Annotated in this window: 18 protein-coding genes; 4 read left to right on the forward strand and 14 right to left on the reverse strand. The window is 60.3% G+C overall.

Features of this window, described 5'->3' with window-relative positions; translation table 11 throughout:
- Positions 1–3 precede the first annotated feature (3 nt).
- Both xylA and xylB read right to left on the reverse strand, forming a co-directional pair.
- Complete coding sequence (gene xylA / locus R3C13_RS10040; RefSeq protein ID WP_371310684.1) at positions 4–1,350, reverse strand: xylose isomerase; 1,347 nt, start codon at positions 1,348–1,350, stop codon at positions 4–6.
- Position 1,351: 1 nt separating this feature from the next.
- A complete protein-coding gene (gene xylB, locus R3C13_RS10045; RefSeq protein ID WP_371310685.1) occupies positions 1,352–2,806 on the reverse strand; it encodes a xylulokinase in 1,455 nt (484 codons plus the stop codon).
- A gap of 245 nt (positions 2,807–3,051) precedes the next feature.
- On the opposite strand from xylB, the gene R3C13_RS10050 reads away from it, so the two are divergent.
- Positions 3,052–3,918 carry an aldose 1-epimerase gene (locus R3C13_RS10050; protein WP_371310686.1) on the forward strand — a complete coding sequence of 289 codons (867 nt, stop codon included), beginning with the start codon at positions 3,052–3,054 and terminating at the stop codon, positions 3,916–3,918.
- A gap of 4 nt (positions 3,919–3,922) precedes the next feature.
- Here R3C13_RS10050 and R3C13_RS10055 read toward each other — a convergent pair whose 3' ends face one another.
- Positions 3,923–4,972 (reverse strand): LacI family DNA-binding transcriptional regulator, encoded by a 1,050-nt coding sequence (locus R3C13_RS10055; RefSeq protein WP_371310687.1) that lies wholly within the window; start codon positions 4,970–4,972, stop codon positions 3,923–3,925.
- 169 nt (positions 4,973–5,141) lie between these two features.
- On the reverse strand, positions 5,142–6,263 hold the full coding sequence (locus R3C13_RS10060; RefSeq protein ID WP_371310688.1) for an endo-1,4-beta-xylanase: 1,122 nt from the start codon (positions 6,261–6,263) through the stop codon (positions 5,142–5,144).
- Positions 6,264–6,384: 121 nt separating this feature from the next.
- Here R3C13_RS10060 and R3C13_RS10065 point away from each other — a divergent pair, with 121 nt between their 5' ends.
- Positions 6,385–8,100, forward strand: a complete 1,716-nt coding sequence (locus R3C13_RS10065) for a glycoside hydrolase family 43 protein (protein ID WP_371310689.1) — start codon at positions 6,385–6,387, stop codon at positions 8,098–8,100.
- On the opposite strand, the gene R3C13_RS10070 is transcribed toward R3C13_RS10065, so the two are convergent.
- The 4 genes from R3C13_RS10070 to R3C13_RS10085 are packed head-to-tail and all read right to left on the reverse strand — an operon-like array spanning position 8,101 to position 14,115.
- A complete protein-coding gene (locus R3C13_RS10070; RefSeq protein WP_371310690.1) occupies positions 8,101–9,630 on the reverse strand; it encodes a tryptophan halogenase family protein in 1,530 nt (509 codons plus the stop codon). It lies immediately after the preceding gene.
- A gap of 14 nt (positions 9,631–9,644) precedes the next feature.
- A complete protein-coding gene (locus R3C13_RS10075; RefSeq protein ID WP_371310832.1) occupies positions 9,645–11,156 on the reverse strand; it encodes a tryptophan halogenase family protein in 1,512 nt (503 codons plus the stop codon).
- Positions 11,157–11,158: 2 nt separating this feature from the next.
- Positions 11,159–12,586, reverse strand: coding sequence for a tryptophan 7-halogenase (locus tag R3C13_RS10080; protein ID WP_371310691.1), 1,428 nt, complete (start codon positions 12,584–12,586; stop codon positions 11,159–11,161).
- Between the two features lie 2 nt (positions 12,587–12,588).
- Positions 12,589–14,115 (reverse strand): tryptophan halogenase family protein, encoded by a 1,527-nt coding sequence (locus R3C13_RS10085; protein WP_371310692.1) that lies wholly within the window; start codon positions 14,113–14,115, stop codon positions 12,589–12,591.
- A 261-nt stretch (positions 14,116–14,376) separates the two neighbouring features.
- Here R3C13_RS10085 and R3C13_RS10090 point away from each other — a divergent pair, with 261 nt between their 5' ends.
- Both R3C13_RS10090 and R3C13_RS10095 read left to right on the forward strand, forming a co-directional pair.
- Positions 14,377–17,670: a TonB-dependent receptor gene (locus tag R3C13_RS10090; RefSeq protein ID WP_371310693.1), complete on the forward strand. Its 3,294-nt coding sequence runs from the start codon at positions 14,377–14,379 to the stop codon at positions 17,668–17,670.
- Positions 17,671–17,801: 131 nt separating this feature from the next.
- Entirely contained in the window at positions 17,802–18,842 is a 1,041-nt protein-coding gene (locus R3C13_RS10095; RefSeq protein ID WP_371310694.1) for a cupin-like domain-containing protein, read from the forward strand.
- A 39-nt stretch (positions 18,843–18,881) separates the two neighbouring features.
- On the opposite strand, the gene R3C13_RS10100 is transcribed toward R3C13_RS10095, so the two are convergent.
- The 6 genes from R3C13_RS10100 to R3C13_RS10125 form a co-directional block, all read right to left on the reverse strand.
- Entirely contained in the window at positions 18,882–21,446 is a 2,565-nt protein-coding gene (locus tag R3C13_RS10100; protein WP_371310695.1) for a glycoside hydrolase family 3 N-terminal domain-containing protein, read from the reverse strand.
- A gap of 120 nt (positions 21,447–21,566) precedes the next feature.
- Positions 21,567–23,003 (reverse strand): sugar porter family MFS transporter, encoded by a 1,437-nt coding sequence (locus R3C13_RS10105; RefSeq protein WP_371310696.1) that lies wholly within the window; start codon positions 23,001–23,003, stop codon positions 21,567–21,569.
- Between the two features lie 167 nt (positions 23,004–23,170).
- Positions 23,171–23,548, reverse strand: coding sequence for a hypothetical protein (locus R3C13_RS10110; RefSeq protein ID WP_371310697.1), 378 nt, complete (start codon positions 23,546–23,548; stop codon positions 23,171–23,173).
- 107 nt (positions 23,549–23,655) lie between these two features.
- On the reverse strand, positions 23,656–24,657 hold the full coding sequence (locus tag R3C13_RS10115; RefSeq protein ID WP_371310698.1) for a DUF3137 domain-containing protein: 1,002 nt from the start codon (positions 24,655–24,657) through the stop codon (positions 23,656–23,658).
- Between the two features lie 114 nt (positions 24,658–24,771).
- Complete coding sequence (locus tag R3C13_RS10120) at positions 24,772–25,317, reverse strand: N-acetyltransferase family protein (RefSeq protein ID WP_371310699.1); 546 nt, start codon at positions 25,315–25,317, stop codon at positions 24,772–24,774.
- A complete protein-coding gene (locus R3C13_RS10125) occupies positions 25,314–26,333 on the reverse strand; it encodes an isoaspartyl peptidase/L-asparaginase family protein (RefSeq protein WP_371310700.1) in 1,020 nt (339 codons plus the stop codon). The genes R3C13_RS10120 and R3C13_RS10125 overlap by 4 nt, the downstream gene beginning before the upstream one ends.
- Positions 26,334–26,376: the final 43 nt, after the last annotated feature.

Raw genomic sequence — 26,376 nt, forward strand, 5'->3', positions numbered from 1 at the left:
GACTTAGACGATCGAACGATTGACCAGGTTTTCGAGATATTCCTGACGCCCGGAAACATGCGAAGCGTCGACATTCCGAGCCGCCGCTGCGTCAGCAATGCTTTCAAGCGTCGCCCCCTCGGACAGCATCAACTTGCCGATTTCGCTATCGGTCCAGCCTGCATACCTCTTGGCTTTCAGGGCCGCCAGTTCGCCCTTCTCCAGCACGTCCGCCGCAGCAAGCAGCGCGCGCGCCAGTGTGTCGACGCCGCCGACATGGGCATAGAACAGGTCTTCCAGGCTGTTCGACTGCCGGCGAACCTTTGCGTCGAAATTGAACCCGCCCGTATCAAGGCCGCCGGATGGCAGCAGCTCGATCAGCGCGGTCGTGATGTCTTTCAGGTCGACGTTGAACTGGTCCGTATCCCAACCGTTCTGGAAGTTCCCGGAATTGATATCGATAGACCCCATGATGCCCAGCGCAACCGCCGTCGCCAGCTCATGAGCGAAGCTATGGCCGGCCAGGGTCGCATGGTTTGGCTCGATATTGACATGCACTTCCTTATCGAGGCCGTAGCGCTTGAGGAAGCCGTAGACGGTCGCCGTATCGAAATCATACTGATGGTACATCGGCTCATGCGGCTTCGGCTCGATCAGGATCTTGCCCTTGAATCCGATCTTGTGCTTGTGCTCGACCACCATCGACAGGAACCGGCCAAAATTATCGAGCTCGCGGCTGAGGTCGGTATTCAGCAACGTGTCGTATCCTTCGCGACCGCCCCACAGAACATAGTTCGCTCCGCCCAGCTGGTGGGTCGCCTCAAGGCACTCGCGGATCTGGCGCACGGCGCAGGCAGCAATCTCAGGATTCGGGTTGGTGAGCCCGCCTGCAGCAAAACGGGGATTGCTGAACAGGTTGGCCGTGCCCCAGAGCAGCTTGATGCCGGTCGCTTCCTGATAGGCCGCGAGGCGCTCGGCAGCGCGGGCAAAGTTATTCGAGAGATCAGCCGGCGTCGGCGAGGCTTCCGTCACGTCGACATCGTGGAAGCAGTAGAACGGCAGGCCCAGTTTGGTGAAAAACTCGAACGCTGCCTGCATCTTGCGATCGGCTGCGGCGCGATCGTTGGACGCGTTCTGCCAAGGCCGGCCAAATGTGCCGCCGCCGAAGATGTCATAGCCATCCCAGCAGAACGTATGCCAATAGCACACCGCCATCCGCAAATGGTCTTCCATCCGCTTGCCCATGACAACGCGATCTTTATCATAGTAGCGGTACGCTAGAGGATTGTCCGAAGACGGACCTTCATAGCGGATCGGATCGATTCCCTTGAAAATCGGATCGCCGTCGATCTGGATCTGTCCGTCGGCCATGTCAGTCTCCTTTGAATGCTTTTTTTATCGTATGATAGAGCGATGTGAATTTCTCGTACTTGGGCGCAAGCACTTCGATGTCGCTTTCGCGTGGCTCGATGATGTCGAGCACTTTCGGCGGCGCGAACATATCGTCGACTGTTCCGCCAAGAATGTGGTAACGGGCGAGGCGCGCGGCGCCATAGGCCGGACCGGTCGCAGCGCCATCGCGATATACCATCGGCCGATTGAGCGCCGCAGACAGGATCCGCCCCCAGTAAAGGGACTGGGATCCCCCGCCGATCACAGAAATCTGGTGCACATTGACACCCGATGCGACGAGCGCCTCAAGGCCATCGGCCATGCCGAAGGCGACACCCTCCAAAACGGCCTGCCCTATCTGGGCAGGACCGGAATCATGTGTCAGCCCGAACAGAACACCTGAAGCATGCGGATTATTATGCGGTGTGCGCTCGCCCGACAGGTAAGGAAGGAAAATCTCCTGCGTCTTGAGGCCCGCATCCCGTTCTGCACGGTGAATCAGCTCCGCGGCATCCGCGGTGCCTGTCACCCTGAGCGCCCAATCCACGCAGCTCGCCGCGCTCAGCATCACCGACATCAGGTGCCAGCGCGCCGGCAGGGCATGACAGAATGCATGGGCCGCCGATTCCGGATTTGAGCGGAACGTCTTGCCCGCGACGAAAATCACGCCCGATGTGCCGAGCGACAGAAGCGCATCGCCTTCATCCGTCACGCCCACACCGACGGCACCGGCGGCATTGTCACCGCCCCCGGCCACGACCGGGACGCGGGACATGCCCCACGCCTCGGCGGCCTCGGCGCGCAACACGCCTGTTGCTTCGTGCCCCTCGTAAAGCAGGGGCATGTGTTTTTCTTCGAGCCCCGTCGCGTCAAGCAGGCGCGACGACCAGCGCCGGTTTTCCACGTCCATCCACAGCGTGCCGGACGAATCCGACATGTCAGACGCCAATTCGCCCGTCATCCGCAAGCGAACATAGTCTTTCGGCAGCAGGACTTTCTCGACCTTCGCGAAGACGTCAGGCTCGTGCCGGCGCACCCATTCAAGTTTGGGGGCGGTGAATCCCGGCATGACAAGGTTGCCGCCGATGGACACAAATTCAGGCGTCGTTTCCTGAAGATCGGCGCACTCCTGAAAGCTCCGCCCGTCATTCCACAGGATCGCCGGCCGCAGGGGCTTCATGGCACTGTCGAGCAGGGTCGCCCCATGCATCTGGCCGGACAGGCCGATCGCCCGGACGGCGTGGCGGCGATCTACATCCAGCTTGGCCACCGCCATGTTGGTCGCCGTCCACCAGTCAGACGGATTTTGCTCAGACCAGAGCGGCGCGGGGCGTGAAATTGGCAATTCCGCCTGCGCGACCTCGACCGGCAAACCCGCCTCGTCAACCAGCGTCGCCTTGACGCTCGACGTGCCAATGTCGACACCCAGAAACACTGCCTTTGGTCCCTCCTCGAGGCCGCATCCAGTCTGCGGCCCTTTTAGAATGATAACGCTATCATTCCTGTTTTTTCGGCGCAAGGTTTGACCTCCGTCAAGCGCCTATGCAAGCGGCAATTCGCGGATCCGGCGATTTTTTTGGCCACCCGGCCCAGCCTTTACCGCTTTCCATGTTAGCGTTCTCATGCTTCACCACGCAAAAAGGAATGAAATGTGCCGTTCGCGGGGCATCAGAGGCTTTTATGACGATTGAACTTGAGCACGGCGACTTCCGGCTGGCGCTCCTCCCCGAGTTGGGAGGAAGCGTTCGCAGCTTCACTTATGCAGGCGCCGACATCCTGCGACCGGCTCCCGCAGGCGTGGCACTCACCCCCCTGGAAACGGCGGGCTTTCCCCTGTTTCCCTTCTCCGGCCGAATCAATCACGGCTGCTTTGCCTGGAACGGCAGGACCGTTCAGCTCGCCCCGAATTTCCCTCCTGAATCCCACGCCATCCATGGGCAGGCATGGCTGAAGCCGTGGGATTTGGAGCACTTGGAATCCGGCCTAGCACACCTGTCATACCGGCATGCGCAGGATGAGTGGCCGTGGGCTTACCGCGCGGAGCAAAGCTTTGAGCTGACCGGACGCGGGCTGCGCCTGACCCTGTCCATCAGCAACCTGTCCGACGAAACCATGCCGGCGGGCCTCGGCTGGCACCCCTACTTTCCGAGGCAGGACGCCCTGCTCTCAGCCGATGTCAGTGGGATATGGACAGCGGCATCCGGCATGATCCCCGATCAGCTCGCTCCACTGACTGCGCCCAACAATTTGCGCAGTGCGCGACCGGTCGACCTGCTCGACCTCGATAATGCTTTTACCGTAAGCGCAGGACAAACCGGCATTGCCTGGCCGGCACGCCAGATGCGCGTGCGGATGGAGGCTTCCGGCCGACTCAACCATCTGGTCGTCTATGTGCCGAAAGGCCAGGACTTCTTCTGCGTGGAGCCTGTGTCGCACGCTCCCGATGCAGTTAACTCCGTCTACGGACGGGAAACGACGGGTTTGCGCGAACTCGCCCCCGGCGAAAACTTGTCCGCCTCAATCGATATTGCTGTGGAACGGATCTGACCGGTCAGGCCTTGCGGACTGTGTCGCGCTCGACAATTGCGACGTCCAGGACGAGATTCCTGTCCTTTTTCGGGCTTTCGACATCGCCGATCACACGCGCGAGCAGGTTCACCGCTTGATAAGCCATTTCGGCAATCGGCTGGCGCACCGTCGTCAGCTGCGGCCACATGGCCGATGCGATTGCGGTATCGTCAAAGCCGACGATGGACACATCTTCGGGCACGCGCATTCCATGCCGCTGAGCCGCGGCGAGAACGCCTGCTGCCATGTCGTCATTGCTGGCAAAAACGGCCGACGGCGGCTGCGGAAGCGAAAAGAAATGTTCGCCAGCCACCAGGCCGCTCCGGTAGGTATAGTCGCCCTGCTGCACGAGATTGTCGTCGACCGACAGCCCATTCCGCGCCATGGCAAGATCGAACCCGCGATAACGTCTACGTGACGACGACTGATCGGTCGCGCCGATCACGAAGGCGATCCGTTTGTGTCCATGGTCGATCAGGTACTGGGTCATCTGATCGGCGGCTGCCGCGTCGTCGATCGACACGCTGACGCCGTCATTCGGCGCTTCGCGCGGAGCGATCAGAACCGTGCGCAAACCGGCGGCGTGCAGCTTTGAAAGGATGAGCTCATCCTCGCTCACCGGCGGCGCCACGATGACCCCGTCCAGGCCCGCCCCGCTGATCCGCTCGATCAGCGCGTCGATTTCCTTGTCGCGCGATGTGATCGAGAAATCCTCAATCACGAGATGGTGGCCAGCCTCACGGCACCTGTTGAGCGTGCCGACAAGCAGTTCGCCGAGGTAGTTGTTGCTAGGGTTGTTGAAGATCAGCCCGATGAACAGTGACTTGCCGCCAGCCAGGCTGCGGGCGAGCAGATTCGGGCGGTAATTAAGCGCCTGGATCGCCTCTTCAACCTTTTCCCGGGTCGATTCCTTCACCGACTCCCGCCTGTTCAGCACCCGGGAGACCGTCATCTGCGACACGCCCGCCATTTCAGCGACCTCGCGGATCGTCGCGTGCTGCTTCTTCCCAAGTCTTGGCGTCGCTTGATTCATTTTATTCCGACCAACCCATTCGAGCTGCCCCCATTTTCGACCTATTACCTGCCCCCGACCAGACAAAGTCAATGCAGCCATTTGGGGAAAGCAAAATCTTTCACTCGCTTTACAGATTTTTTCAAAACAAACCCTTAGCGGAACATGACGAAAAAAGAAGGCAATTTCTTCAAACCCTTAGCGGCGCCGCTTTCAGTGCAGCGGCGACCGCTTCCCGCATGGGTTTCGGCTGGTAGGCCGAATCAAACAGGGTCGGGCGCTTCTCCACACCATCCGTGCGGGGAAGGAAGGTCTGCAGCCAGCTCTGCGAATCCACGAGGCCCCACATCAAAACTTCTTTCACCTGCGGGTAAGAGAGCATCAGATCGAGATAATCCCGCGTGTAGGCAGCGATTTCACGGTCGCGATAGGCAATATCGGCGTCCATCTGCGTATCGTTCACGTCAAACTCGGTCATGTAGATTTCGAGCCCCATACCTGTCACGTCGTCCATGAACGCACGCCAGGCCCTCTGCTTCTCGGCCGTGAACTCTGTCGGCATGTCGGTATTGGAATGGCTCTGGATTCCAAGCGCGTCGATCGGCGCGCCGTTCTTCCGGAGGCGTTCCAACAGGCGGAGCACCCCGGTGCGGTGGTTCTCCATGCCGGCTTCCCAGCTCATGTAATCATTATACGCCAGTTTCGCGCCGGGCGCGGCTTCGCGCGCCTTATGGAAGCAGAACTCGATGACTTCCGGGCCCATGGCCCGCGAGAAGGACGTTTCCCTTTGGTCCCCTGTCGAGGAATCGATCGTCTCGTTGACGACGTCCCAGGAGTGAACCAGCCCGTCATCCCTGCCGGCGACCTGCTTGATGTAATTGCCAAGCAACGCTTCGGCCTCTGCCGCGTTCGGGAACGTGGTCTCGTTCACCCAGTCCGGCAGCCAGCGCGGATGGTGCCAGACCAGCGTGTGCCCGCGCATGGCGAGCCCGTTTTCGCGCGCGAACCCGATCAGGGAGTCCACCGGCCCCCAGCGCCAGACGTCCGGCTGGGGCTGGATCACATACATCTTGTGCTCGTTCTCGGCGACAATGCCGGCGCAATCGGCCAGGACGAGACGGACATAGTCGGGATCCCTCACCTGGCGCGCAGACATCGCCGTGCCGAACACGATACCTTTCGCCGCCGCAAGGTCGCGCAAAGACGGGGGCGACGGCGCTGCGGGCGCGGACACCGTTCCCGGCGCACAGGCCGCTGTTGCGGCAACTCCTGAAAGCAGACTGAGCGCACGCCGCCGCGTTACGTCGGACATATCGGTTTCCTCCCTGGTCACGCGATGGTCTAATTTTGGCTTGCCGCCACGCCTCGCTGCGTCAATGATAACGCTACCATGAATTTTGACGGAAGGTCCAGAGAGGCCTCGGGGAGGAACAATGAAGCTCCGTTCGATTGTTGCGGGAACCAGCGCCCTCTTGTGCGCCGCCGCTTGCGCCCCGGGAACGGCGGGCAATACCAACGGTAACGACACCGCTGCCCGGTTCGAATACTTCACCTATTCCGGCCAGGATCCTGTTTTCGACGGCCCGCCCCTCAGCGCCGAAGAAATGCGGAACCCAATCCTCGCCGGATTTTACCCGGACCCGGCCATCACGCAGGTCGGCGGCGACTATTACATTGTGAATTCCACATTCTGCTATTTCCCCGGCCTGCCGGTGTGGCACAGCAAGGATCTCGTGAACTGGACCCAGATCGGAAACGCGATTGATCGGCCCGGCATGCTGGATTTCGACGGTCTCGGCCTCTCGCGGGGCGTATTTGCGCCTACGATTTCCTACCATGACGGCACCTTCTACATCGCGAACACCTGCGTCGACTGCGGCGGCAATTTCATCATCACCGCGACAGACCCGGCAGGACCGTGGAGCGATCCGGTCTGGATACCAGAAGTGGGCGGCATTGATCCGTCCCTCTTCCAGGACAGCGACGGCAAGCTCTACCTGATGAACAATGACGCGCCCGAAGGCGGTTCCACCTATGACGGCCACCGCGCCATCTGGCTGCGCGAAATCGACCCCGTAACCTTCCAGCCGGTGTCTGCCCCCGTCATGATCATCAATGGCGGCGCTCGGCCCGAAGACAAACCAATCTGGATCGAAGGCCCTCACATCTACAAGGTCGGAGAGACGTATCTCTTCAGCGCCGCAGAAGGCGGCACGGCGGTCGGGCACTCGCAGGTCGCATTCAAAGCCGAAAGTGTCTACGGCCCCTATATACCGTATACTGATAATCCTATCCTCACCCAAAGAGACCTGCCAGACGACCGGCTGAATCCGGTCACATCGGTGGGGCATGCGGACTTCGTGCAGGACAGTGCCGGGCGATGGTGGGCATCCTTCCTCGGCGTGCGGCCCTATCAGGGCGATGACTACAATACCGGCCGCGAAACGTTCCTTTTGCCGGTGACCTGGCAAGATGGTTGGCCAATCATACTGGAATCCGGCGAGCCCCTGCCGCTGCGCCAGCAACGCCCTGACCTGCCCGCACAGCCCGCAGCCCCCGTCCCCACATCCGGCAATTTCACGCTCACGGAAGAGTTCGAAGGAGAGACCCTGCCGCCATATTGGATGGCCGTGCGGATACCGAAGCAACAATGGCACTCACTCGAACATGGTACCCTGAGGATAACGCCTCGCGGCGAGAGCCTTGGCAGTGGGAAACAGCCTTCTTTTCTGGCGCGACGGCAGCAGCACACAAATGCAGAAGCCAGTACGGAACTCGTCTTCGCACCTCAGGCACCAAAGGATGAGGCAGGAATTGCCGCATTCCAGAATGACGATTTCTTCTATGCCCTCGGCGTCGGCCTGAACGATGCTGGTGAGCGCGTGGTGCGGCTCCGGAAAAAATCCGGGCCGGACATGGAAGACAATGGCGAAATCCTTGCCGAAATTCCGGTCTCACCGGATCCTGAATTGCCTGTGCGCCTGAAAATCGCGGCGCGGGGGGCTTCCTACGACTTCTATGCAGCCAGCGGCGACAGCGCTTGGCAGTCCGTCGCAACCGGTCAGGATGGAAGCATCCTCAGCACACGCGCGGCGGGCGGATTCGTCGGCGCGGTCTTCGGCATGTACGCCCAATCAGCCGCGGAATGATCAGCCAGCGACCGGGTTCAACTCCTCTGCGGCACAGGTCTGTGCGATGAAATCAGACTGGAGGGGCATGTGGTCCGCCGATTTGGCAATCACGGCCCGGATCTCGTTAAGGCGCCTCGCCGTTTCCTCCGGCGAGAGCACATCCGCAACGGCGTCATAGCCTTCCGGGCGGATGTTCTGCCCGATCATCACCGCGAACCAGCTGGTGTCGTTGAACAATTCCTCATTCTCGCGGAATACCCGCCCATAGCTCCGGAACAGGTCGATCTTGTCCTGCAGGTAATCGGGAATCTGCATTGTCCGCACATAGTTCCAGAAATCGGAATCGTCGCGCTGCGTGGCGTTATAGTGAAGGATGATGAAATCGCGCACGCGCTCATATTCAAACGTCGTCACGCGGTTATAGCGATCGATGTCCGCCTGCCGGAAGTGCCGGTCCGGGAACATCTGCAACAGCTTTGAGATACCGCTCTGGATGAGGTGGATCGACGTCGACTCCAGCGGCTCAAGGAACCCGGCCGACAGGCCGATTGCGACACAGTTCTTGTCCCAGAATTTCCTGCGGTGCCCGGTTTCGAATTGCAGCAGGCGCGGGTCTCCGATCGCTTCGCCATCCAGGCATGAAAGCAATCGTTCCACGGCCACATCATCGGCGACATGGTCGCTGGCATAGACCATCCCGTTGCCCGTCCGGTGCTGCAGCGGGATGCGCCACTGCCATCCGAACTCATGCGCCGTCGAACGCGTATAGGATAACAGCGGACTGGTCTTCGTGCAGGCGACAGCCGCCGCCCGGTCACACGGCAGCCAGTGCTTCCAGTGATTGTAACCCGCCTTCAGCGTCTGCTCGATCAGCAAGCCCCGGAAGCCGGTACAATCGATAAACAAGTCGCCGTCAATCTCGCGTCCATCCTCCAGAGTGATCGACCGGATGAACCCCGTCTCCGCGACCTGATTAACGCCGACCACCTTGCCTTCGGTACGCTTTACGCCTCGTTTCTCCGAGAACTCCCTCAGGAATTTCGCATATAGCCCCGCATCGAAATGGAAGGCGTAGGCAATTTTCGACAGCGGCGAGTTACCCGCGTTGACAGGGCGCATGAACTTCGCCTGCCGCGCAGCCATTGCCTGCAGGGAGTATTGTTCCGGCGTCTGACGGTCATACGCCTTGCCATGATGCTTCAGAAAGTAGGCGTGGAAAGACACACCTTCCATATCGAGCCCATAGGGGCCGAAGGGATGGATGTACCGGTCACCCTTCTGGCCCCAGTTGACGAATTCGATCCCCAGCTTGAACGTGCCCTTGGTCGCCCGGACGAACTCGTTTTCGTCGATCCCAAGCGTCCGGTTGAACGTTGCAATCTGCGGAATCGTCGCCTCGCCGACACCGATCGTGCCGATCTGTTCGGACTCCACAAGTTCGATCGCGCCCACATTACCCTGAAGGATTTTTGAGAGCGCGGCCGCGGTCATCCAGCCGGCCGTGCCGCCGCCGACGATCACTGTTTTCCTGATAGGCGCATGGTCCATGAAATTGCTCCGGGTCAGACAGGTTCTGCTGCGCAGAAGCGCTGGATAAAATCTTCGTGGCGGGGCAATTGCTCCGCCGTCTGCTGAATGGCCTGATAAATCTGCGCCGTATTGCGCCTCAGGTCAGCGTCGCTCAGCGAATCCACCATCGGATCCCAGGCTGATGGCACAATGCCCTGCCCCAGCAGGACTGACACCCAGTTCGCTTCGCCGAACAATTCGTCCTCGAACCTGAAGATGCGCCCCTTCGACCGAAACAACTCGATCTTCGTCGCGAGTGTGTCGGGTATGTCCATATCGCGCACATATTGCCAGAACCCCGAATCCTGCCGTTCCGTCGCCTTGTAGTGCAGGATGAGGAAATCGCGGATCTGTTCGAACTGCATCGCAGTCAGCCGATTAAATTCGCTGGCCTCCACCGGATTGAACCGCTTGTCCGGAAACAGAGCGATCAGTTTCGAGATCGCCGCCTGGATCAGGTGGATGGATGTGGATTCCAGCGGCTCCATGAAGCCACCCGACAGGCCGATCGCAACGCAATTCCGGTTCCAGAACTTCCGCCGCCGCCCGGTCATGAACCTGAGAAGCCGCGGCTCTGCCGTCGTCGCGCCATCAAGGTTTGCCAGTAAGGTCTCGCGCGCTGCCTCGTCCGTTTCGTAGGCGCTGCAGTAAACATGCCCGTTTCCGATCCTGTGTTGCAGCGGAATGCGCCACTGCCATCCGGCGCGCCGCGCGGTCGCACGGGTGTAGGGAATCGGCGGGCCGTTCGCCTCGCACGGCACGGCCACCGCACGGTCGCACGGCAACCAATGCGTCCATGTTTCGTAGCCGGTCTCCAGCGCCCCCTCTATCAGCAGCCCGCGGAAGCCGGAGCAGTCGATAAACAGGTCGCCTTGCACGACTTCGCCTGATTGAAGCGTCACGGACTCGATAAAGCCGGTCGCTCCGTTCAGGTTTACATCGACCACTTTTCCTTCCGTGCGCTGCACGCCATGCGCTTCCGCAAACTTCCGCAAAAAGGCCGCGTAAAGCGTCGCATCGAAATGAAACGCATATGCCATTGTATGCAGCACGGATCGCGGGTCGGGCGATGGCGGCGCGAAACGTCCCTTGCGCGCGGCAACCGCCGACAGGCAGAAGGCCTCGAGCGGCGGGATCGCCTCCTTTGACCGCTGCTTCAGCCAGAGCTGGTAGAACTTGATGGCATCTACATCGCGGCCATAATCCCCGAACGGATGAATATAGGCCTCGCCTTCGCGCAGCCATCCGTCGAACTCAATGCCGAGCTTGTAGGTTGCCTGCGTCGCCTTGACGAAGTCGCGCTCGTCTATGCCGAGCAAGCTATTGAATGCGACTATTGGAGGAATCGTGGCCTCGCCCACACCGACGCTCCCAATCTCGTCGGACTCGACCAGCCTGATCTTCGTGCGCCCATTGCGGACAAAGCGCGCAAGGGCCGCGGCCGTCATCCAGCCGGCGGTACCGCCTCCGACAATCACAATCCGGTCAAGCGTGTGCGGGGGCAAAGTCACATTCCACCCCCAAATGCGTCAGCCCCTATGACGCCCGCCTCGGCCAGATAGTCACGCTGACTGGGATAGCGTTCAGCAAGCGCCGCGATATGAGCAGACACGGACCGGAGACGCTGTGCCGCCACCTCTTGCGCAACCGACTCCGCGACGGGATCGGTGCGCTCCGGAACGACCCCCAGCCCGATCATGAAACTCACCCACTCCGCCGGCGCGAGGCATTCTTCATCGAACGTCACCACCCGCCCCCGGCTGCGGAACTGTTCCAGCCTGATCCTGTTTTGGTCAGACATTGCCGCTTCCGCCGTCCGCCATGGGCGGGCAGCAAGCGCAAATGCCATCACCTGGACATCGCGCGTCCGGTGATAGGCCATCATCATGCGCCGGTTATACTCCTGACCCGCGACCGCAAGCCGCCCCTCATCTGGGAGAAGCTCAAGCAATGTCTCGACTCCCCGTACAATCAGGCTCATCTCGACATCCCCGAAAGGCAAGAGACCGAAGGCCGAGGCGCCAATCGATACACATTTCCCAACCCATGGCGTTCTGTGTCCGCTTCGGATTCCGAACACATCCACCTCGCCGGCCCCAACGAGATTCTCGGGAACGCCAGACGCGTTGAAAAGAGCCGCCCGACATCCCGTTTCGGCCGCCGCGACATCGAATAGAATCTTATCGTTCCCGGCAGATACGCGGCCGAGGGAGAGAGACGTTGCCGGCTCATCCATCAGAGCAAACTGATCAAATGGCAAATCAGCGTCCGCCCTCCAGCCGTCCCTTGGCAGTACGTCGGATATCGACGCTCCACCCGTCGCATCCACGATCACCCCAGCGGCCAATTCGCCTTCTCTCGCGAGAATGGACATTGGGTCACCCTCTTCCTTGCGCACACCATAATGCAGAGCCGCACGTTTCAGGTAATCCCGGTATTTGTCCGCATCCAGATGATAGCCATAGGTAAAATAGCCCGCCTGCTGGTTTGCAACGGGATCCGGATGTGCAAAGCGGTCAAGACGTCCAAGAACAGCGCCAAGGCTGAATGTATCGTACGCGCCGTCCTGCTCCAGCACCCCGCTGCGCCGGCCCTGCTGGTGCAAGGCGCCCTCGCCTGGAAACTCTGCCGGGCTGCCATATGAGAGCACGAAGGAAGAGCCCTCGCCGCGCCAGCCTTCAAACCTGTCGCCGAGCCTGAAGCTCCCTTTGCAGAAGCGCAGCATGTCCCGCTCGTCGAAGCCCAACAAGGCGTGAAGATTCGCGACACTTGGTGGCAGCACGGCCACCGGCGGAGACGGCCGTTCCCGCAGTACCGGCAGGATCGCAACGGAGCGCCCGGACTTGCCGAGGCTGCGCACAAGGCATGCTGCGGTCAGCCATGCCTCGATCGTATCTCCAAGAACCAGAAAGTCCGGCTTCTCATCAGGCGCCATGGTTACAACACCCCATCCGCTACGGGGCGCGGACAGTAGTCCCTGAGGAAATCCGCATGCGTAGGCAGGCCTGATACGGTCTGCCCGATAAGGGCCTTCATTTCAGCGAGGGCCTTGTAGAGCTGCTCATCCGGAAGCGCATCCACGCGCGGATCATATCCGTCAGGCACGACACGTTGGCCAAGATAGACCGCAATCCAGCTTGGATGAAGGAACAGGCCATCCTTGTACTGAACGACAACGCCAGTCTTCCGGAACAGCTCCAGCTTGTAGGCCAGCGACTCCGGAATGGGCATGGTCCGCACATAGTCCCAGAACGGTGAATCATTGCGTTCGGTGGCGTGGTAATGAAGGATCAGGAAATCGCGCACGCGCTCATATTCCAGGTCCATGACCCGGTTGAATTCGCGAATATCCGCCTCATGCATGGCGCGGCTCGGCAGCAACTCCGCGAGCGCCGTGATCCCGGCCTGGATGAGATAAATGCTGGTCGACTCCAATGGCTCCAGGAAGCCGCTCGACAGCCCGATGGCAACGCAATTCCCGACCCACTGGCGCCGGCGTTTCCCGGCACGAAATCCGATGAATTTCGGCTCTGCCAGGGGCGCGCCCTCAAGACTGGACATCAGGATATCGCTGGCGCGCTCGTCATCCGTGAACCGGGACGAAAACACATACCCATTGCCGACGCGGTGCTGCAGCGGGATGCGCCATTGCCATCCGGCTTCGCGCGCCGTGGCTCTTGTGTAGGGCACGTTCTCGGCCGTCATCTCGCAGGGCACGGCCACGGCCCGGTCGCACGGCAGGTACTGCGACCAGTCTTCATATCCCGCCTTCAGCGCCTGTTCGATGATCAGGCCGCGAAATCCGGAGCAATCAATAAACAGGTCGCCAGTGATTTTCCGGTCATTTTCAAGCGTCACAAAGTCAACCACACCACCCTCTGGACGCACACTTACTTCCACGATCTTCCCCTCGATCCGTTGGACACCGCGGGCCTCTGCAAACTCCCGCAGGAACTTAGCGTACAGCCCGGCATCCAGCTGGTAGGCATAGGAATAGGACGCCATGACTGACCGCGGGTCGGCCGACGGCATCGCAAATTTCGCCAGCTCGCCCATCACCACCGGCAGAGAAAACGAGTCGATCCGGCCTTCGCGGCTCGCCTTGTGCGCTTTGAGCCAGAAATGGTGAAAATCGATACCGCGTATTTCGCGGCCATATTCGCCGAACGGGTGAATGTAGGCGTCGCCCTGCCGGCCCCAATCCCGAAACTCGATTCCGAGTTTGAAGGTCGCGCTTGTGCGCGCCATGAACTCGGATTCATCAATTCCCAGATGCTCATTGAAAAATCTGAGATGAGGCAGCGTCGCTTCGCCTACGCCGATAGTTCCGATCTGATCGGACTCCACCAAAGCGATTTCAATTCCGTTCGCCCGGAACACATGTGACAGGCCGGCCGCCGTCATCCAGCCCGCTGTCCCGCCACCCACGATGACGATTTTCTTAATATTTTCAGAGCCATTCATCGTTATTCAGCTCCCGAAACCTCGTCGACCATCTCTCCCTCGGCCCGACGAGGCAAGCAGGATGGCGCAGCAGATTTTCCAGCGTTACCATTTTGCCATACTTCTCGGGCTCCTTTCGCATTCTTTCGAAATTCCTCTTGATAGCGCAAACATTTTGTGTTCGCGTAGGGTAACCATCGGGTGCAAGGCGTGAACCAATCCGCGTCAAAAACATAAAAAGCCGGATCACGATGGCGCTAAAGTTCTAGGGAGGAATTGAAAGTGAAATCGAGATTCGAGGACGAGTCCGTCCGCCATTCACGCGTCGGCAAGTGGACTGCGCTGCTTTATGGTGCGTCAGCCTTCTCACTGCTGACAGCGATGCCCGCTGTCGCCCAGGAAGCCGATGAGTCTGCCGAGGCGAGCGCCGTGGAGACACTCAGCGACGAGGCAGACGATGCCGATGAAGCCCGGCAGGACACGGTTGTCGTCCAGGGCATCCGCTCTTCGCTGCAAAGCGCGCAGGCTATCAAGCGCCAGGCCGACACATTCGTCGACGCCGTGACGGCAGAAGACATCGGCGCCCTTCCCGACCGCTCGGTGACCGAAGCGCTCCAGCGTGTGCCGGGTGTCACGATCAGCCGCTTCGCCGCCGCCGATGACCCGGATCACTTCTCGATCGAAGGCCAGGGCGTCGTCGTCCGCGGCCTTACCTTTGTGCGCTCTGAATTCAACGGCCGCGACAGCTTCTCTGCCAACAATGGACGCGGGCTCAGCTTCTCGGACGTCTCCCCGGAACTTCTCGGCTCCGTGCAGGTCTTCAAGAACCAGACCGCTGACCTGATCGAAGGTGGTGTGTCCGGAACAGTCAACCTTGTCACCCGCAAGCCATTCGATTCCCCGGGAAGCGTGATCGCGGGAACCGCTGAACTGAACTATGGCGACTTCCGCAAGGCGGTTGCTCCAACCTTCTCTCTCCTTGCCAGCAACCGCTGGGAAACCGATATCGGCGAATTCGGCATCCTGATTAACGGCGTTTCATCCGAGCTGCAGACCCGCTCCGACGGCACGCAGGCGTCGAGTTTCCAGCCGCGTGACGATCTTGCTGCCGGACGCGTCTGGGTGCCCGAGGGCGCCGCGATCCGGACGCAGGACTATGATCGCGACCGCATCGGTTATGGCGGCTCGGTCCAATGGCGCAGCCCTGACCATACCTGGCTCGCAACCGCCGAATTCCTCCGGTCAGAGTCGACGACATCCTGGACTGAATTCGTCTCGGAAATCGCGACCGACAATATTGGCGACACGGCCTTCTTCTTCGTGCCGGGGACCGAATACGGGTTCAATGGTGACGACCTGTTCGGATACGGCACGATTTCGGCCCCGACCGGTTGGAGATCGGATACCTTCTCCGATCCTCACACGCCGATCTACGGCCTTCAGTCCAACAACATCCGCCGTGATGTGGAGCAGGAGTTCTGGACCCAGGACGCGTCCCTGAACATGAAATGGACCCCGAACGATCGCTGGGCATTCAACTTCGATTACCAACGGATCGACGCTGAATCTTCGAACGTCGATTTCGGCATCTGGGGCACGACGTTCCAGGATATCTATCTGAACCTGAACACCGACGTTCCGGAAATCGTGTACCTTCCGCCGAACCGGATCCCCGGCAGTGGCGGCGGGAACCCGTCGGATGTCGACTGCTCCGGTGGCCCGAACACGTCGACGTGCCCGTCTTATATGGACGCTCCTTACGACAGCTTTGCGAACCCGGAAAATTCCTTCTGGCGGGCAGCCATGGACCACCTCGACGACAATGAGGGCCAGGAACAGGCCTTCCGGGCTGACGTAGACTACAAGTTCGACGAAGGATCGAGCTGGCTCAAATCGGTCAGGTCCGGTGTCCGGTGGACCGAGCGCGAGCAGACGACCCGCTTCACGACGTATAACTGGGGTGCTCTCTCCGAAATCTGGGGCAATAACGGTCCGGTCTGGTTCGATGAAATCGGCGCTCCCGAAGGCGTCGTCTCCAACTTCCTCTGGAGCGACTTCCAGCGCGGCGACGTCACACAGCCGCCTGCATTCCCCTACTACAACCAGAACCTTGCCCAGAACTATCTGGCAGGTGCCGCCTTCGCCGATCAGGTTGTTGCGCAATGGCTGGCAAATGGCGGCGCAACGGGCGGCCCCACCGGCGGCAGCGGCGGCTGGCTGCGGCTCGACGAGCGGCAAGGCGTAATTCCGGGAACACCATTCCTGCCGAGTGAAATCAACGATACCGAGGAAAAGACGAAGTCGATCTACGCGATGTTGAACTTCGGCAGCGACGATCCTTTCGGCAATGGCATCTCCATCGACGGCAATATTGGCGTCCGCTACGTCGAGACCGAATTCAGCTCGGTCGGCGCCTATGGCTTCCCGGATGCAGCAACATTCCTCAACGACACCGGAGCAGCTGGTCCTGCTGGCTCGAACCGGTGTCTTCCACCGACTGACCTGCAGCCTGGGCAAACCTATAGCCCACCCGGCTACTGCGCCCTGTCACAAGCGGAGCGAGACGCCATCAGAGCATTCTCAGACGGCCTTACGGCGGACGCAATCGCGAACAATTCCTATGAAAACGTCCTCCCGAGCTTCAATCTGAAGGTTGGCCTCAACGACGAGATGATCGTGCGTTTCGCCTACTCCAAGGGCATCTCACGGCCGGATCTTGGCCTGATGAGGAACTACTTCACACTCACGCCGGTGACGGATGACGACCCACGGACTCCGGAAGCGGATGCACCGCCAGCCGGATACAGCACGGGCTGGTACGGGTTCGAGTCGTCGGGTGGCAACCCATGGCTCGAGCCTGTCGAAGCTGACAATTTCGACCTCTCATGGGAATGGTATTTCGACGATGTCGGCTCGTTTACGGTCTCCGCCTTCTACAAGGAGATCAAGAACGTCATCGCGACGGGCCAAGGCGGCATCGAATTCAGCAATAACGGGCAGACTTTCAACGTCTTTACCCGCCAGCCGACAAACTCGGATGAGACCGGCAAGGTGCAGGGCTTCGAGATCGCTTATCAACAGTTCTATGATCAGTTGCCTGGCCTGTTGAGTGGCCTGGGATCGCAGATCACGTACACCTACATCGACAGTACGGGTGTGCAGTCTGCCGGCGTCAGCAATTCCAATACCCAACCGGCGGCCAATGATGCGACAGTCGACCTTGGAGACCTGCCGCTCGAAGGACTGTCGGAGCATAACTACAACATCGCCGCGATCTATGAGAAAGGCCCTGTCTCGGCCCGCCTCGCCTACAACTGGCGGAGCGATTATCTCGTGACGCCACGCGACGTGATCACGCCGTTCTATCCAATCTTCCAGGAAAGCACCGGCCAGCTTGACGGCTCGTTCTTCTACACGCTGAACGAAAACATCAAAATCGGTGTTCAGGGCTCTAACCTGCTGGACGAAGTCGCTGAGACGACGTCCTACATTCCCAATTCAGACGGGCGCCGCGGCGGCCGCTCCTGGTACCGGAATGACCGGCGCATTTCGCTAGCGCTTCGCGCCAACTTCTAGGCCGGACCGCATCTGACAAACGGGCGCGCCGGGTCCACCGGCGCGCCCTTTTACTTTGCAGCGGCCGCAAACCTATAGTCGACACCCGAATACGGATTTACGAACCACCCCAAGAAGCATCGCTGATTCAAATGCCCACCCCTATCGACTTGAACTTACCGACGGCCGACACGTTCCATGACGTTACACCGAAGCAGTTCCAGACTGCCATCCGGCCGGCTGGCCGCCCATCTGTCCTGAAAGGCGCGGTCAGCCATTGGCCTGTGGTACAAGCCAGCCGAACATCGGTTCAAGCGGCAGCAGAGTACATCCTAGGCTTCGACAATGGGACGCCGGTGCCGACGGTGTTCGGATCACCGGAAATCCAGGGCCGCTTCTTTTATTCCGACGACTTGAAAGGCCTGAACTTCCACAAGCGTTCCGTGCCACTCGGCGCAGCCCTCGCCGGACTGGTTTCTCAGATCGGTGCAGAACATCCCGGGTCGATCTATGTCCAGTCGATCCCGGTGCAGGACCATATTCCAGGCTTTGAGGCCGGAAATTCCTTGCCGTTCCTAAGGCCGGACGTCCTGCCGCGTATCTGGATTGGCAACCAGATCACCGTGCAAACGCATTTCGATCTGTTCGAAAACATCGCCTGTGTCGCTGCAGGCAAGAGAAGGTTCACGCTCTTCCCGCCGGACCAGATCGCAAACATCTATCCCGGCCCATTCGAACACACATTGTCCGGTCCTCCGGTCTCGATGGTCCGGCTGGAGGCCGTGGACCAGACGGTATACCCGCGGTTCAACGAGGCACTTGATCATGCGGTCGTGGCCGACCTGGAGCCAGGTGACTGCATCTACATACCTTATGGATGGTGGCACCACGTTCAGTCGCTCGAACCGTTCAACATCCTTGTGAACTATTGGTGGAATGATGCGCCCGGGCAGCGCGGATCCGCATTCGACGCAATGCTCCACGCCCTGCTCACCATCCGCGACCTGCCCCCCCAAAGCCGCGAGGCCTGGAAAAGCCTGTTCGATCACTATGTTTTCCAGGTGAACGGCGATCCTGTCGCACACCTCCCACGGGACGCGCAAGGCGCGCTTGGCCCTCACTCAGATGACATGGCCAAATCCCTTTGGCAGACGCTCGCGCAAGCGATCACCTACGCGGCAAAGGAACCATAGTCAGGCGTTTCGAGTGGCAGGCGCACCACGCCTGCCTTTCTAGTCCAAACAGGCCACATCACCATCAGCACGGGACTCAAGACGGAGCCCGGCCAATGCGACAGACGTGGCTTCAGCTGAACCAAAATATGCAACCATCGGCACGGACTTCACGTCCGTCATTCCGATGCAGGCAGTCGGAATCCTGTACTCCGTCCACTCTGCGCCGCTCACGCTCAGTCGCTCAGACCCAGCACACATGCCCTGAACATCGCATCCACCTGAGATATAGAAGTTCGCAGACTGATTATCAGGCGAGCGAGCCATGAAGACGAGATCAAACATTTCGCCGGCCCCCGACAAATCCACTGGGCTATTTGGCGCGGCGGTAAATGCGAGACCAGCCCCCGGCGGCGACCATGTCAGCAACAAGCCATCTTCCTGACGCAGGTAGTCTGTCCGAGCAACCGTCAGTCCACCGAGCGTCATCGAAGCGCCGGCCATCGGGATGCTGCTATTCTGTTCCACAAGCACTGCGGACCAGGACTCCCCGGCTTCGCCATCCGCAAAAATCGTCATCAGGTCGATATCCGCGGAAGGTTCATCGCCCGGATCTTCCGACAGGTCACCGAGGTCGTCGCTGGCTGAAGCATAGGACAGGCCGTATCCATAGGCGAACAGCGGATCGTAGCCCGCATCCTCCTTATTGAGAGGGAGCGAGTCAGCGGTCGCCGGCCAGGAGAATGACAGGCGGCCGGTGAAGTCGTAGTCTGGCTGTGTCTGGAACAGAACATCCGCAACGCCGCCGCCCTCCGTTCCCGGCAGCCAGGCCGCGACAAACGCATCGGAATCATTGATTTCCGGGTTCACCCAGAGCGGCCGGCCCGAGAGGAAAACCGAGACGACCGGAATTCCGCGCTCCCGGTAGGTTTCCAGCTTCTTTGTGTCGAACCCATTGGGCTTGAAATCCAGCGATTTCAGATCGCCGACGCCTTCGGCATAGGGATTTTCGCCGAAGACGGCGATGACCACATCGGCATCCGTCGCCGAGACGCCCGCCGGATCATAGACCAGCGTACCGCCTGCGCCGAGCACGGCGTCACGAATTCCACTCAGTATAGACTGGCCATTCGGGAAATAGGAATTGTCAAAGTCGCCGCCCTGCCACGACAACGTCCAGCCGCCCGACTGCTTGCCGATATTATCCGCTCCATCCCCAACCACGAGCACCTTCTGGCCTGCCGCCAGCGGGAGCACGCCGCCATTATTCTTGAGCAGAACGAGCGACTCCCTTACGGCGCGCCGTGCCACTTCTCGGTGTTCGGGCGAACCAAGCAATTGCTCGTCACCTGCGCCCGGTCGGGTGCTCGGTGCGCCTTTTTCAAACAATCCATAGGCAATCTTGACACGGAGGATCCGCCTGACGGCATCATCGAGACGCTCCATGGGAATATCACCTGCTTCGACATGGGCGAGCGTTGACTCGTAGATGCCCTTCCAGCTGTCAGGCGCCATGTACATATCGAGACCGGCATTCAGCGCTTGAGGGCAATCGGTGTTGGTGCATCCCGGCACCTGTCCGTGGCCATTCCAGTCACCGACAATAAATCCGTTGAATCCAAACCGGCCTTTCAGAAGATCCGTCAGCATGGCTTTGCTGCCATGCATCTTCGTTCCGTTCCAGCTGGAGAACGATGCCATGACCGTTTCCACCCCGGCAGGCAGCGCTGACACATAACCCTGCGCGTGAATCGAACGGAGCTCATCTTCGCTTATTTTAGCGTCGCCCTGGTCATGTCCGCCATAAGTGCCGCCATCGGCCATAAAATGCTTGGCGGATGAAATGACCTTGCCGTCGCCCAGATAGTCCTCCGCACCGGGATGGCCCTGGAGTCCGTACACAATCCTGTCGGCATAGGAGGCCACAATCTCCGGCGACTCAGAAAAGCCTTCATAGGTTCGGCCCCAGCGGTCGTCACGCGGCGTTGCAAGCGTCGGCGCAAACGTCCAGTCATGCCCCGAAACGACGAGTTCTGCCGCGGTCACACGGGTGATTTCCTCGATCAGGTCCGGATCATTGGCCGCCCCCAGACCAATATTGTGGGGGAACACTGTCGCGCCAAGCAGGTTCGCATGTCCGTGCACGGCATCGATGCCCCAGATAACAGGGATTGCGATTTCCACCCCCTCCGGATCAATCGATGCGTTGTAGTAGGCGTCCGCTGCGCTCAGCCATCCGCGCGCATCGGAAAACGGCTTGCCATCAAGACCAGAATTGCCGCCGCTAAGTACCGAGCCCAGCCGGTATTTCTTGACGTCCTCCGACGTGACACTGCTGTTATCGCCCTGGATAATTTGGCCGACTTTCTGCTCCAGCGTCATCTTCGCCATGATGGCGTCGATCCGCGCCTCCACTTCGGGATCGAGCGTCGGCATCTCTAGTTCCGGCCACTCTTCCAGGTGAAGCGACACATCGTTGGGGGCGAGCAGCGGGGTATTGCTGATTGCAATCGTTTTAGCGCCTGTTTCTGGAGGTGCGATCGATGAGCATCCGGCAAGTCCGAATGCGACTGCAGCAAGAACGGTTCGCGAAACAGGATTGGTCTTGAGAATAGTGCGGATCATGGACGACTCCACCCGGATATGTGGGTCAAAAGCTCAGCCTGCGCGCGCCGCCCACCGAGCGCTGCAACAATCAGCTACGAAAAAAGCCCCCGCCGGCGCACGCCTGCGGGGGTCCGGATATCAGCCTTGCATCTCTTCGAGTTCGAGCCCCTTCGTTTCGCGGACAAAGCGCTGGACGAAGAAGATCGAGATGAAGGCGCAAACCGCATAGAAGCCGTAGGCACCCGTCAGGCCGAAACCTTTGGTCGCGAGCATGATCGGAAAGGTCATAGTGATCGCGAAGTTCGACACCCACTGGAAGAAGCCTGAGACCGCAAGACCGGCACCGCGCACCTGGTTCGGGAACATCTCGCCAAGCGCCACCCACATGACCGGGCCCCAGGAGGCGTTGAAGAAGATCACGTAGGCATTGGCAGCCAACAGCGCAATGAGACCATAGCTGCCCGGCAGACTGACGGCTCCATCGATGGTCACGGCATTCGCGAAACAGAAGGCAACGACCGCCAGCGTAACAGCCATGCCGATCGAACCGACCCAGAGCAAAGGCTTGCGCCCGATACGGTCAATCAATGCAAGGGCGATAAACACAGCAAGGATCGAAACAGCGCCGGAAATCACGTTCGTGAGTAGGGCATCGCTTTCCGAGAAGCCAACTGCCTGCCACAGCACAGCGCCATAGTAGAAAATGATATTGATGCCGACGAGCTGCTGGAACGTCGCAAGACCGATCCCGACCCAAACGATAGGCTTGAATACAGCGCCACCGCCAAAGGCATCGCTGATTGAAGGTTTGTGATCGCTGTTAAGAGAATTCTTGATTTCCTGTACCTTCAGGTCCGCCGCTTCCGGATTGGACAGTCTCGCAAGGACCGCTCTGGCCTTGTCCGTGCCGCCCTTGGCGACCAGGAAGCGGGGGCTTTCCGGGATCAGCAGCAGTGCGAACAGGAAGATGAAAGCAGGGATCAGTTCAATCCAGAACATCCAGCGCCAGGCTTCAAATCCGAAAGCCCATATGTTGAGCGCCGAACCGGACGATTGAGAAATCACATAGTTCGAGAGGAATGCGATGAAGAGGCCCGTAATGATAGCGACCTGCTGGATTGATGACAGGCGACCACGATGCTGCGCTGGCGCAACCTCGGAGATGTAAGCCGGCGACATCACACTGGCGGCGCCAACGGCGAGGCCGCCAATCACGCGATATACGATGAATTCGGCGGACGAATGCGCGACCCCGGATCCCCAGGCCGAAATGATGAAGAAGACGGCAGCGACCAGCATCATCGTGCGCCGCCCGAAGGCATCCGACAGGGTTCCGGCAAGTGCGGCGCCAACAGCGCAGCCGAGCAGCATGGACGCAACGTTGAACCCCGTGCCGATGTCTTCGGAATTGAAGGCAACCTTCAGGCCTTCGACCGTTCCATTGATGACGCCGGAGTCGAAACCGAACAGGAAGCCACCAATCGTGGCAACGGCGGTGACCAGGATAACCTGGGACATGCGCGCATCCGCGCTCGCCGGACTTACATGCGTAACTGCGTCGCTCATGGCGCGCATTCCTCCCTTATGGACTGCCCTGGCGGACTTTGCGCCCGACTTCTTGTTAGCGCAAACAACTATTGTTTCCGCTCTGGCGCAACTAGGAACCTAACACGCACTGCTTGTCAACGTTGACAAACAAGCGGCCTCGTTAGCGCCAAATGGCATCGTCTGGGAGAAAACCCCTATTTTTTCTGGGCGCAAGACTGATTGAAGGCTTCGATATCGGCATTCAGGGCTGACAGGCTTGCCTGAAGCCCCAATTCCATGCGGGCGAGCTCTTTTCTCGCCGATTCGTAGTCGGCCTTTGCAACATCCGCCTTTTCGGCGTGCCCGGCCGAAGCATTGCGCAGGACTTCGACATCATCCCAGGCTTCGCCTTTGGCTTCGACGATCTCAGCCTGGGCATCGCGCGCTTCCTTCAGCTTTGCGATGTCTTCCTGTTTCGGGCCGAAAGTGGCGGACATGGCCTGGCAACGGGCAAGATCCTTCGCCGACGCAGCATCAGCCGCCGCAACCGGTGCGGCAAGTGCAAAGATGGCGGCGGCAATAATCCTGTTCATCCGGCGATATCCTTCTTTCTTCCAGCATCTTCCTAGCGGCCGCTATCTGAAGCTTTCCTGAATATCGCTGCCCTGACTTCGCCCGATTTGACGTAACCGCAACAGGATCAGGGCTGACGCGGGATCCGCTTGCGATTGGCATTGGTCACATCCACGATGTGGAAGAGCGCAGCAAAATCGTCGAGCAGCTCCCGTACACGGTCGGGATTGTCGAGCGGCGTGAACATGCTGCCCGGCTCGAACAGGTCTCCGCCCTGTAACGTAATGTAGAGTTCGCCCCCGTCGAAGCAGCATTTGAGCTTGCCGCCATGGAACGCCCGCTCGAGATCGACAAGCTGCTGCATCAGGTCGGGCGTCAGCAGGTATCGCGCTTCGACCTGGTCGGTCGTGTAGACCTCAAAAATCTTCTCGAATTCAGGGTCTTCCAGGCTGGCGCGCTGCATTCCGTTACCGCCGCCGAACCGATTGAAGACGCCTGCATCGCGCGTCACCAGGGTTCGCCCATAGAACCGCTTGTCAAAAGCAAACCGCAGGCACTGGCCGCGAAAGACCGTGACCCAATGTGTCGTCGTTCGCCCTTTCGAGTCCGTACTGGTGCGCTTTTCCTCAAGGTGCGCTTCGAACAGCTCGAAATCGACACCAGACCGCGTCCCTGTAACGAGGTCTTCATAGTTCGACCTGTCCCAGCCGGGCACGATACCCAGTTCGCGGTGCCGGAAGATCGACGGTACTTGCCCCGGGTCAGGCGCGAATGTCAGGCCGAACTGGCGGGCGACGGGTTCGACGAGGAGCAGTTTGGCTTCCTTGCCGAGGCGAGTGATGTCGCGGGCGCCCCAGCTGGCGTAGCCAAAGCCCAGGATCGCACCAACGACGACGGGAAACGGGTTGCGCATAGCAACCAATCCACCCGCCGCGAGCGCGAGGCCGATCAGTGCGCCGACCCAGCGCGCCTGCCGCGCTTTTGCAGCAGCCATTACACGTTCGCCTTCCCGCGCCTGTAGTGCGGGGCGGATTTCATCCTGGAAGACCTTGGCGAAACCGTCGAAATCCGAAGGCAATCCGTGCAGGGCCTTGAGGATTGTCGGATCGATTTCCGGCTGATCAGTCATGCGCATCCCCGATCTGTAATGGGCCCAACTTAAGGCCGGATTGCCGACGCGGCCATGACCCGGAGTTGACTGTGGCGTGACTAAAAACACCATTCCGTGTCGCGGCCACACGCATCAAATTGCGTCCGATTGCATGTCACGGCACAGCAGGAATTCGCGGTCCTGGTGGCGTCCGACATGGAAGATGAATTCGCCGACCTTGCGCCAGCCGAGCCGGGCATAGAGCCTCTGGGCATCGAGATTGTCGGCATACACGCTGAGATACATTTCCGGCGCGCCGGAGCGGCGGGCCCAGTCGAGCGCCTCGTCGACGAGACGCGAGCCGAGGCCATGCCCTTGCAACGGGCCGTCGACATAAACGCGCTTCAGCTCCACCGCTCCGGGCAGCGGCGCTTCGGCCGGCAGGCTGAGCGGGCTGCAAAGGAGATAAGCCCCGAGGCGGCCGCCTTCCGTTTCCACGACGCGCAGCAGAGCCTCGTCGCTGCGGATCATGTCCAGATACCAGCCGGGCGCGTGGGCTGTCTCGAGATAGGCGGCGAGTTCCTTCGGATCGTACAGGTGCGCGAACTTGTCGGAGAAGGTCTTGCGCGACAGCGCGACCAGCGCGTCGAGATCAGCAGGGACAGCATCGCGGATGGTGAGGGCGGTTCCGCCGCTCATTCGACCGCCTCGTCATCGCCATAGATCGCCGTCCAGGAACCGGTGGCGTCGATCCAGCCGCGATACATGCCTTCGCTGTTGAAGACGAAATCCGGGCGGCCTTGGGCGTCGATCAGGACGACACCGCCGTCGCCGCCGAGCGCCGCGACCTCGTCGAGTGCGACCTGCGCTGCTTCGCCGACAGACTCGCCTGCGAGCTTTACCCGGTCGCAGATCGTCTTGGCGACGCCGACGCGGATGAAGTATTCGCCATGGCCGGTGGCGGACACGGCGCAGACGCCGTTCTCGGCATAGGTCGCGGCCCCGATGAGCGGAGAGTCGCCGACACGGCCCGGCGTCTTTGCCGTCATGCCTCCGGTCGTGGTAGCGGCGGCGAGATTGCCATGGATGTCGATGGCAACGGCGCCGACAGTGCCGTGCCGGTCAGCAGCCTCCGTGCGGGCCATTTCGTCCAGCACGCGGTCCAGCGATTTGCGGCGACGCTCCGTGTCGAAATAGGAATTGGGGACGATTTCCAGTCCCTGGTGTACGGCAAACATGTCCGCACCGGCGCCGGCGAACATGACGTGTTCTGACTTGTCCATCACGGCGCGCGCGGCGAGGATCGGGTTCTTCACGATGGTGACGCCGGCGACGGCGCCAGCGTTGCGGTCCCGCCCATCCATGATCGATGCATCGAGCTCATGGCGGCCCTCTGCAGTGAACACCGCACCCACGCCAGCATTGAAAATCGGGTTGTCTTCCATCGGGATGACGGCCGCCTGCACGGCGTCGACGGCGCTACCGCCATTGCGCAGCACCTCGGCGCCAGCGGCGAGCGCGGCCTCCAACCCGGCGCGGAATTCCGCTTCCTGCTCAGGCGTCATGGAGCCGCGCGTGATGACGCCGGCCCCGCCATGGATGGCGAGGCGCCATTGAGGCGCGGACGTGTCAGCAGACGTTTGAGCGGGCATGGGCACAGACGCGCAGGCCGCAAGCAATAATGCCGCCGCCGCGAGAAGCGGTTTCAGGGTCAAGGGTCAGCCTCCTGTCCATTGCTGAACAGACTGGCCGATAAGG

Source organism: Hyphomonas sp., assembly GCF_041398385.1.
GTDB lineage: Bacteria > Pseudomonadota > Alphaproteobacteria > Caulobacterales > Hyphomonadaceae > Hyphomonas.

Excerpts from the sequence above, each read along its gene's own strand:
- R3C13_RS10115 (WP_371310698.1), bottom strand. The coding sequence starts at position 24,657 with ATGACTGATCAGCCGGAAATCGATCCGACAATCCTCAAGGCCCTGCAC.
- R3C13_RS10060 (WP_371310688.1), bottom strand. The coding sequence starts at position 6,263 with ATGTCCGACGTAACGCGGCGGCGTGCGCTCAGTCTGCTTTCAGGAGTT.
- R3C13_RS10080 (WP_371310691.1), bottom strand. The coding sequence starts at position 12,586 with ATGGCGCCTGATGAGAAGCCGGACTTTCTGGTTCTTGGAGATACGATC.
- R3C13_RS10070 (WP_371310690.1), bottom strand. The coding sequence starts at position 9,630 with ATGGACCATGCGCCTATCAGGAAAACAGTGATCGTCGGCGGCGGCACG.
- R3C13_RS10085 (WP_371310692.1), bottom strand. The coding sequence starts at position 14,115 with ATGAATGGCTCTGAAAATATTAAGAAAATCGTCATCGTGGGTGGCGGG.
- xylA (WP_371310684.1), bottom strand. The coding sequence starts at position 1,350 with ATGGCCGACGGACAGATCCAGATCGACGGCGATCCGATTTTCAAGGGA.
- R3C13_RS10095 (WP_371310694.1), top strand. The coding sequence starts at position 17,802 with ATGCCCACCCCTATCGACTTGAACTTACCGACGGCCGACACGTTCCAT.
- R3C13_RS10055 (WP_371310687.1), bottom strand. The coding sequence starts at position 4,972 with ATGAATCAAGCGACGCCAAGACTTGGGAAGAAGCAGCACGCGACGATC.
- R3C13_RS10105 (WP_371310696.1), bottom strand. The coding sequence starts at position 23,003 with ATGCGCGCCATGAGCGACGCAGTTACGCATGTAAGTCCGGCGAGCGCG.
- R3C13_RS10050 (WP_371310686.1), top strand. The coding sequence starts at position 3,052 with ATGACGATTGAACTTGAGCACGGCGACTTCCGGCTGGCGCTCCTCCCC.
- R3C13_RS10100 (WP_371310695.1), bottom strand. The coding sequence starts at position 21,446 with ATGATCCGCACTATTCTCAAGACCAATCCTGTTTCGCGAACCGTTCTT.
- R3C13_RS10120 (WP_371310699.1), bottom strand. The coding sequence starts at position 25,317 with ATGAGCGGCGGAACCGCCCTCACCATCCGCGATGCTGTCCCTGCTGAT.
- R3C13_RS10065 (WP_371310689.1), top strand. The coding sequence starts at position 6,385 with ATGAAGCTCCGTTCGATTGTTGCGGGAACCAGCGCCCTCTTGTGCGCC.
- R3C13_RS10110 (WP_371310697.1), bottom strand. The coding sequence starts at position 23,548 with ATGAACAGGATTATTGCCGCCGCCATCTTTGCACTTGCCGCACCGGTT.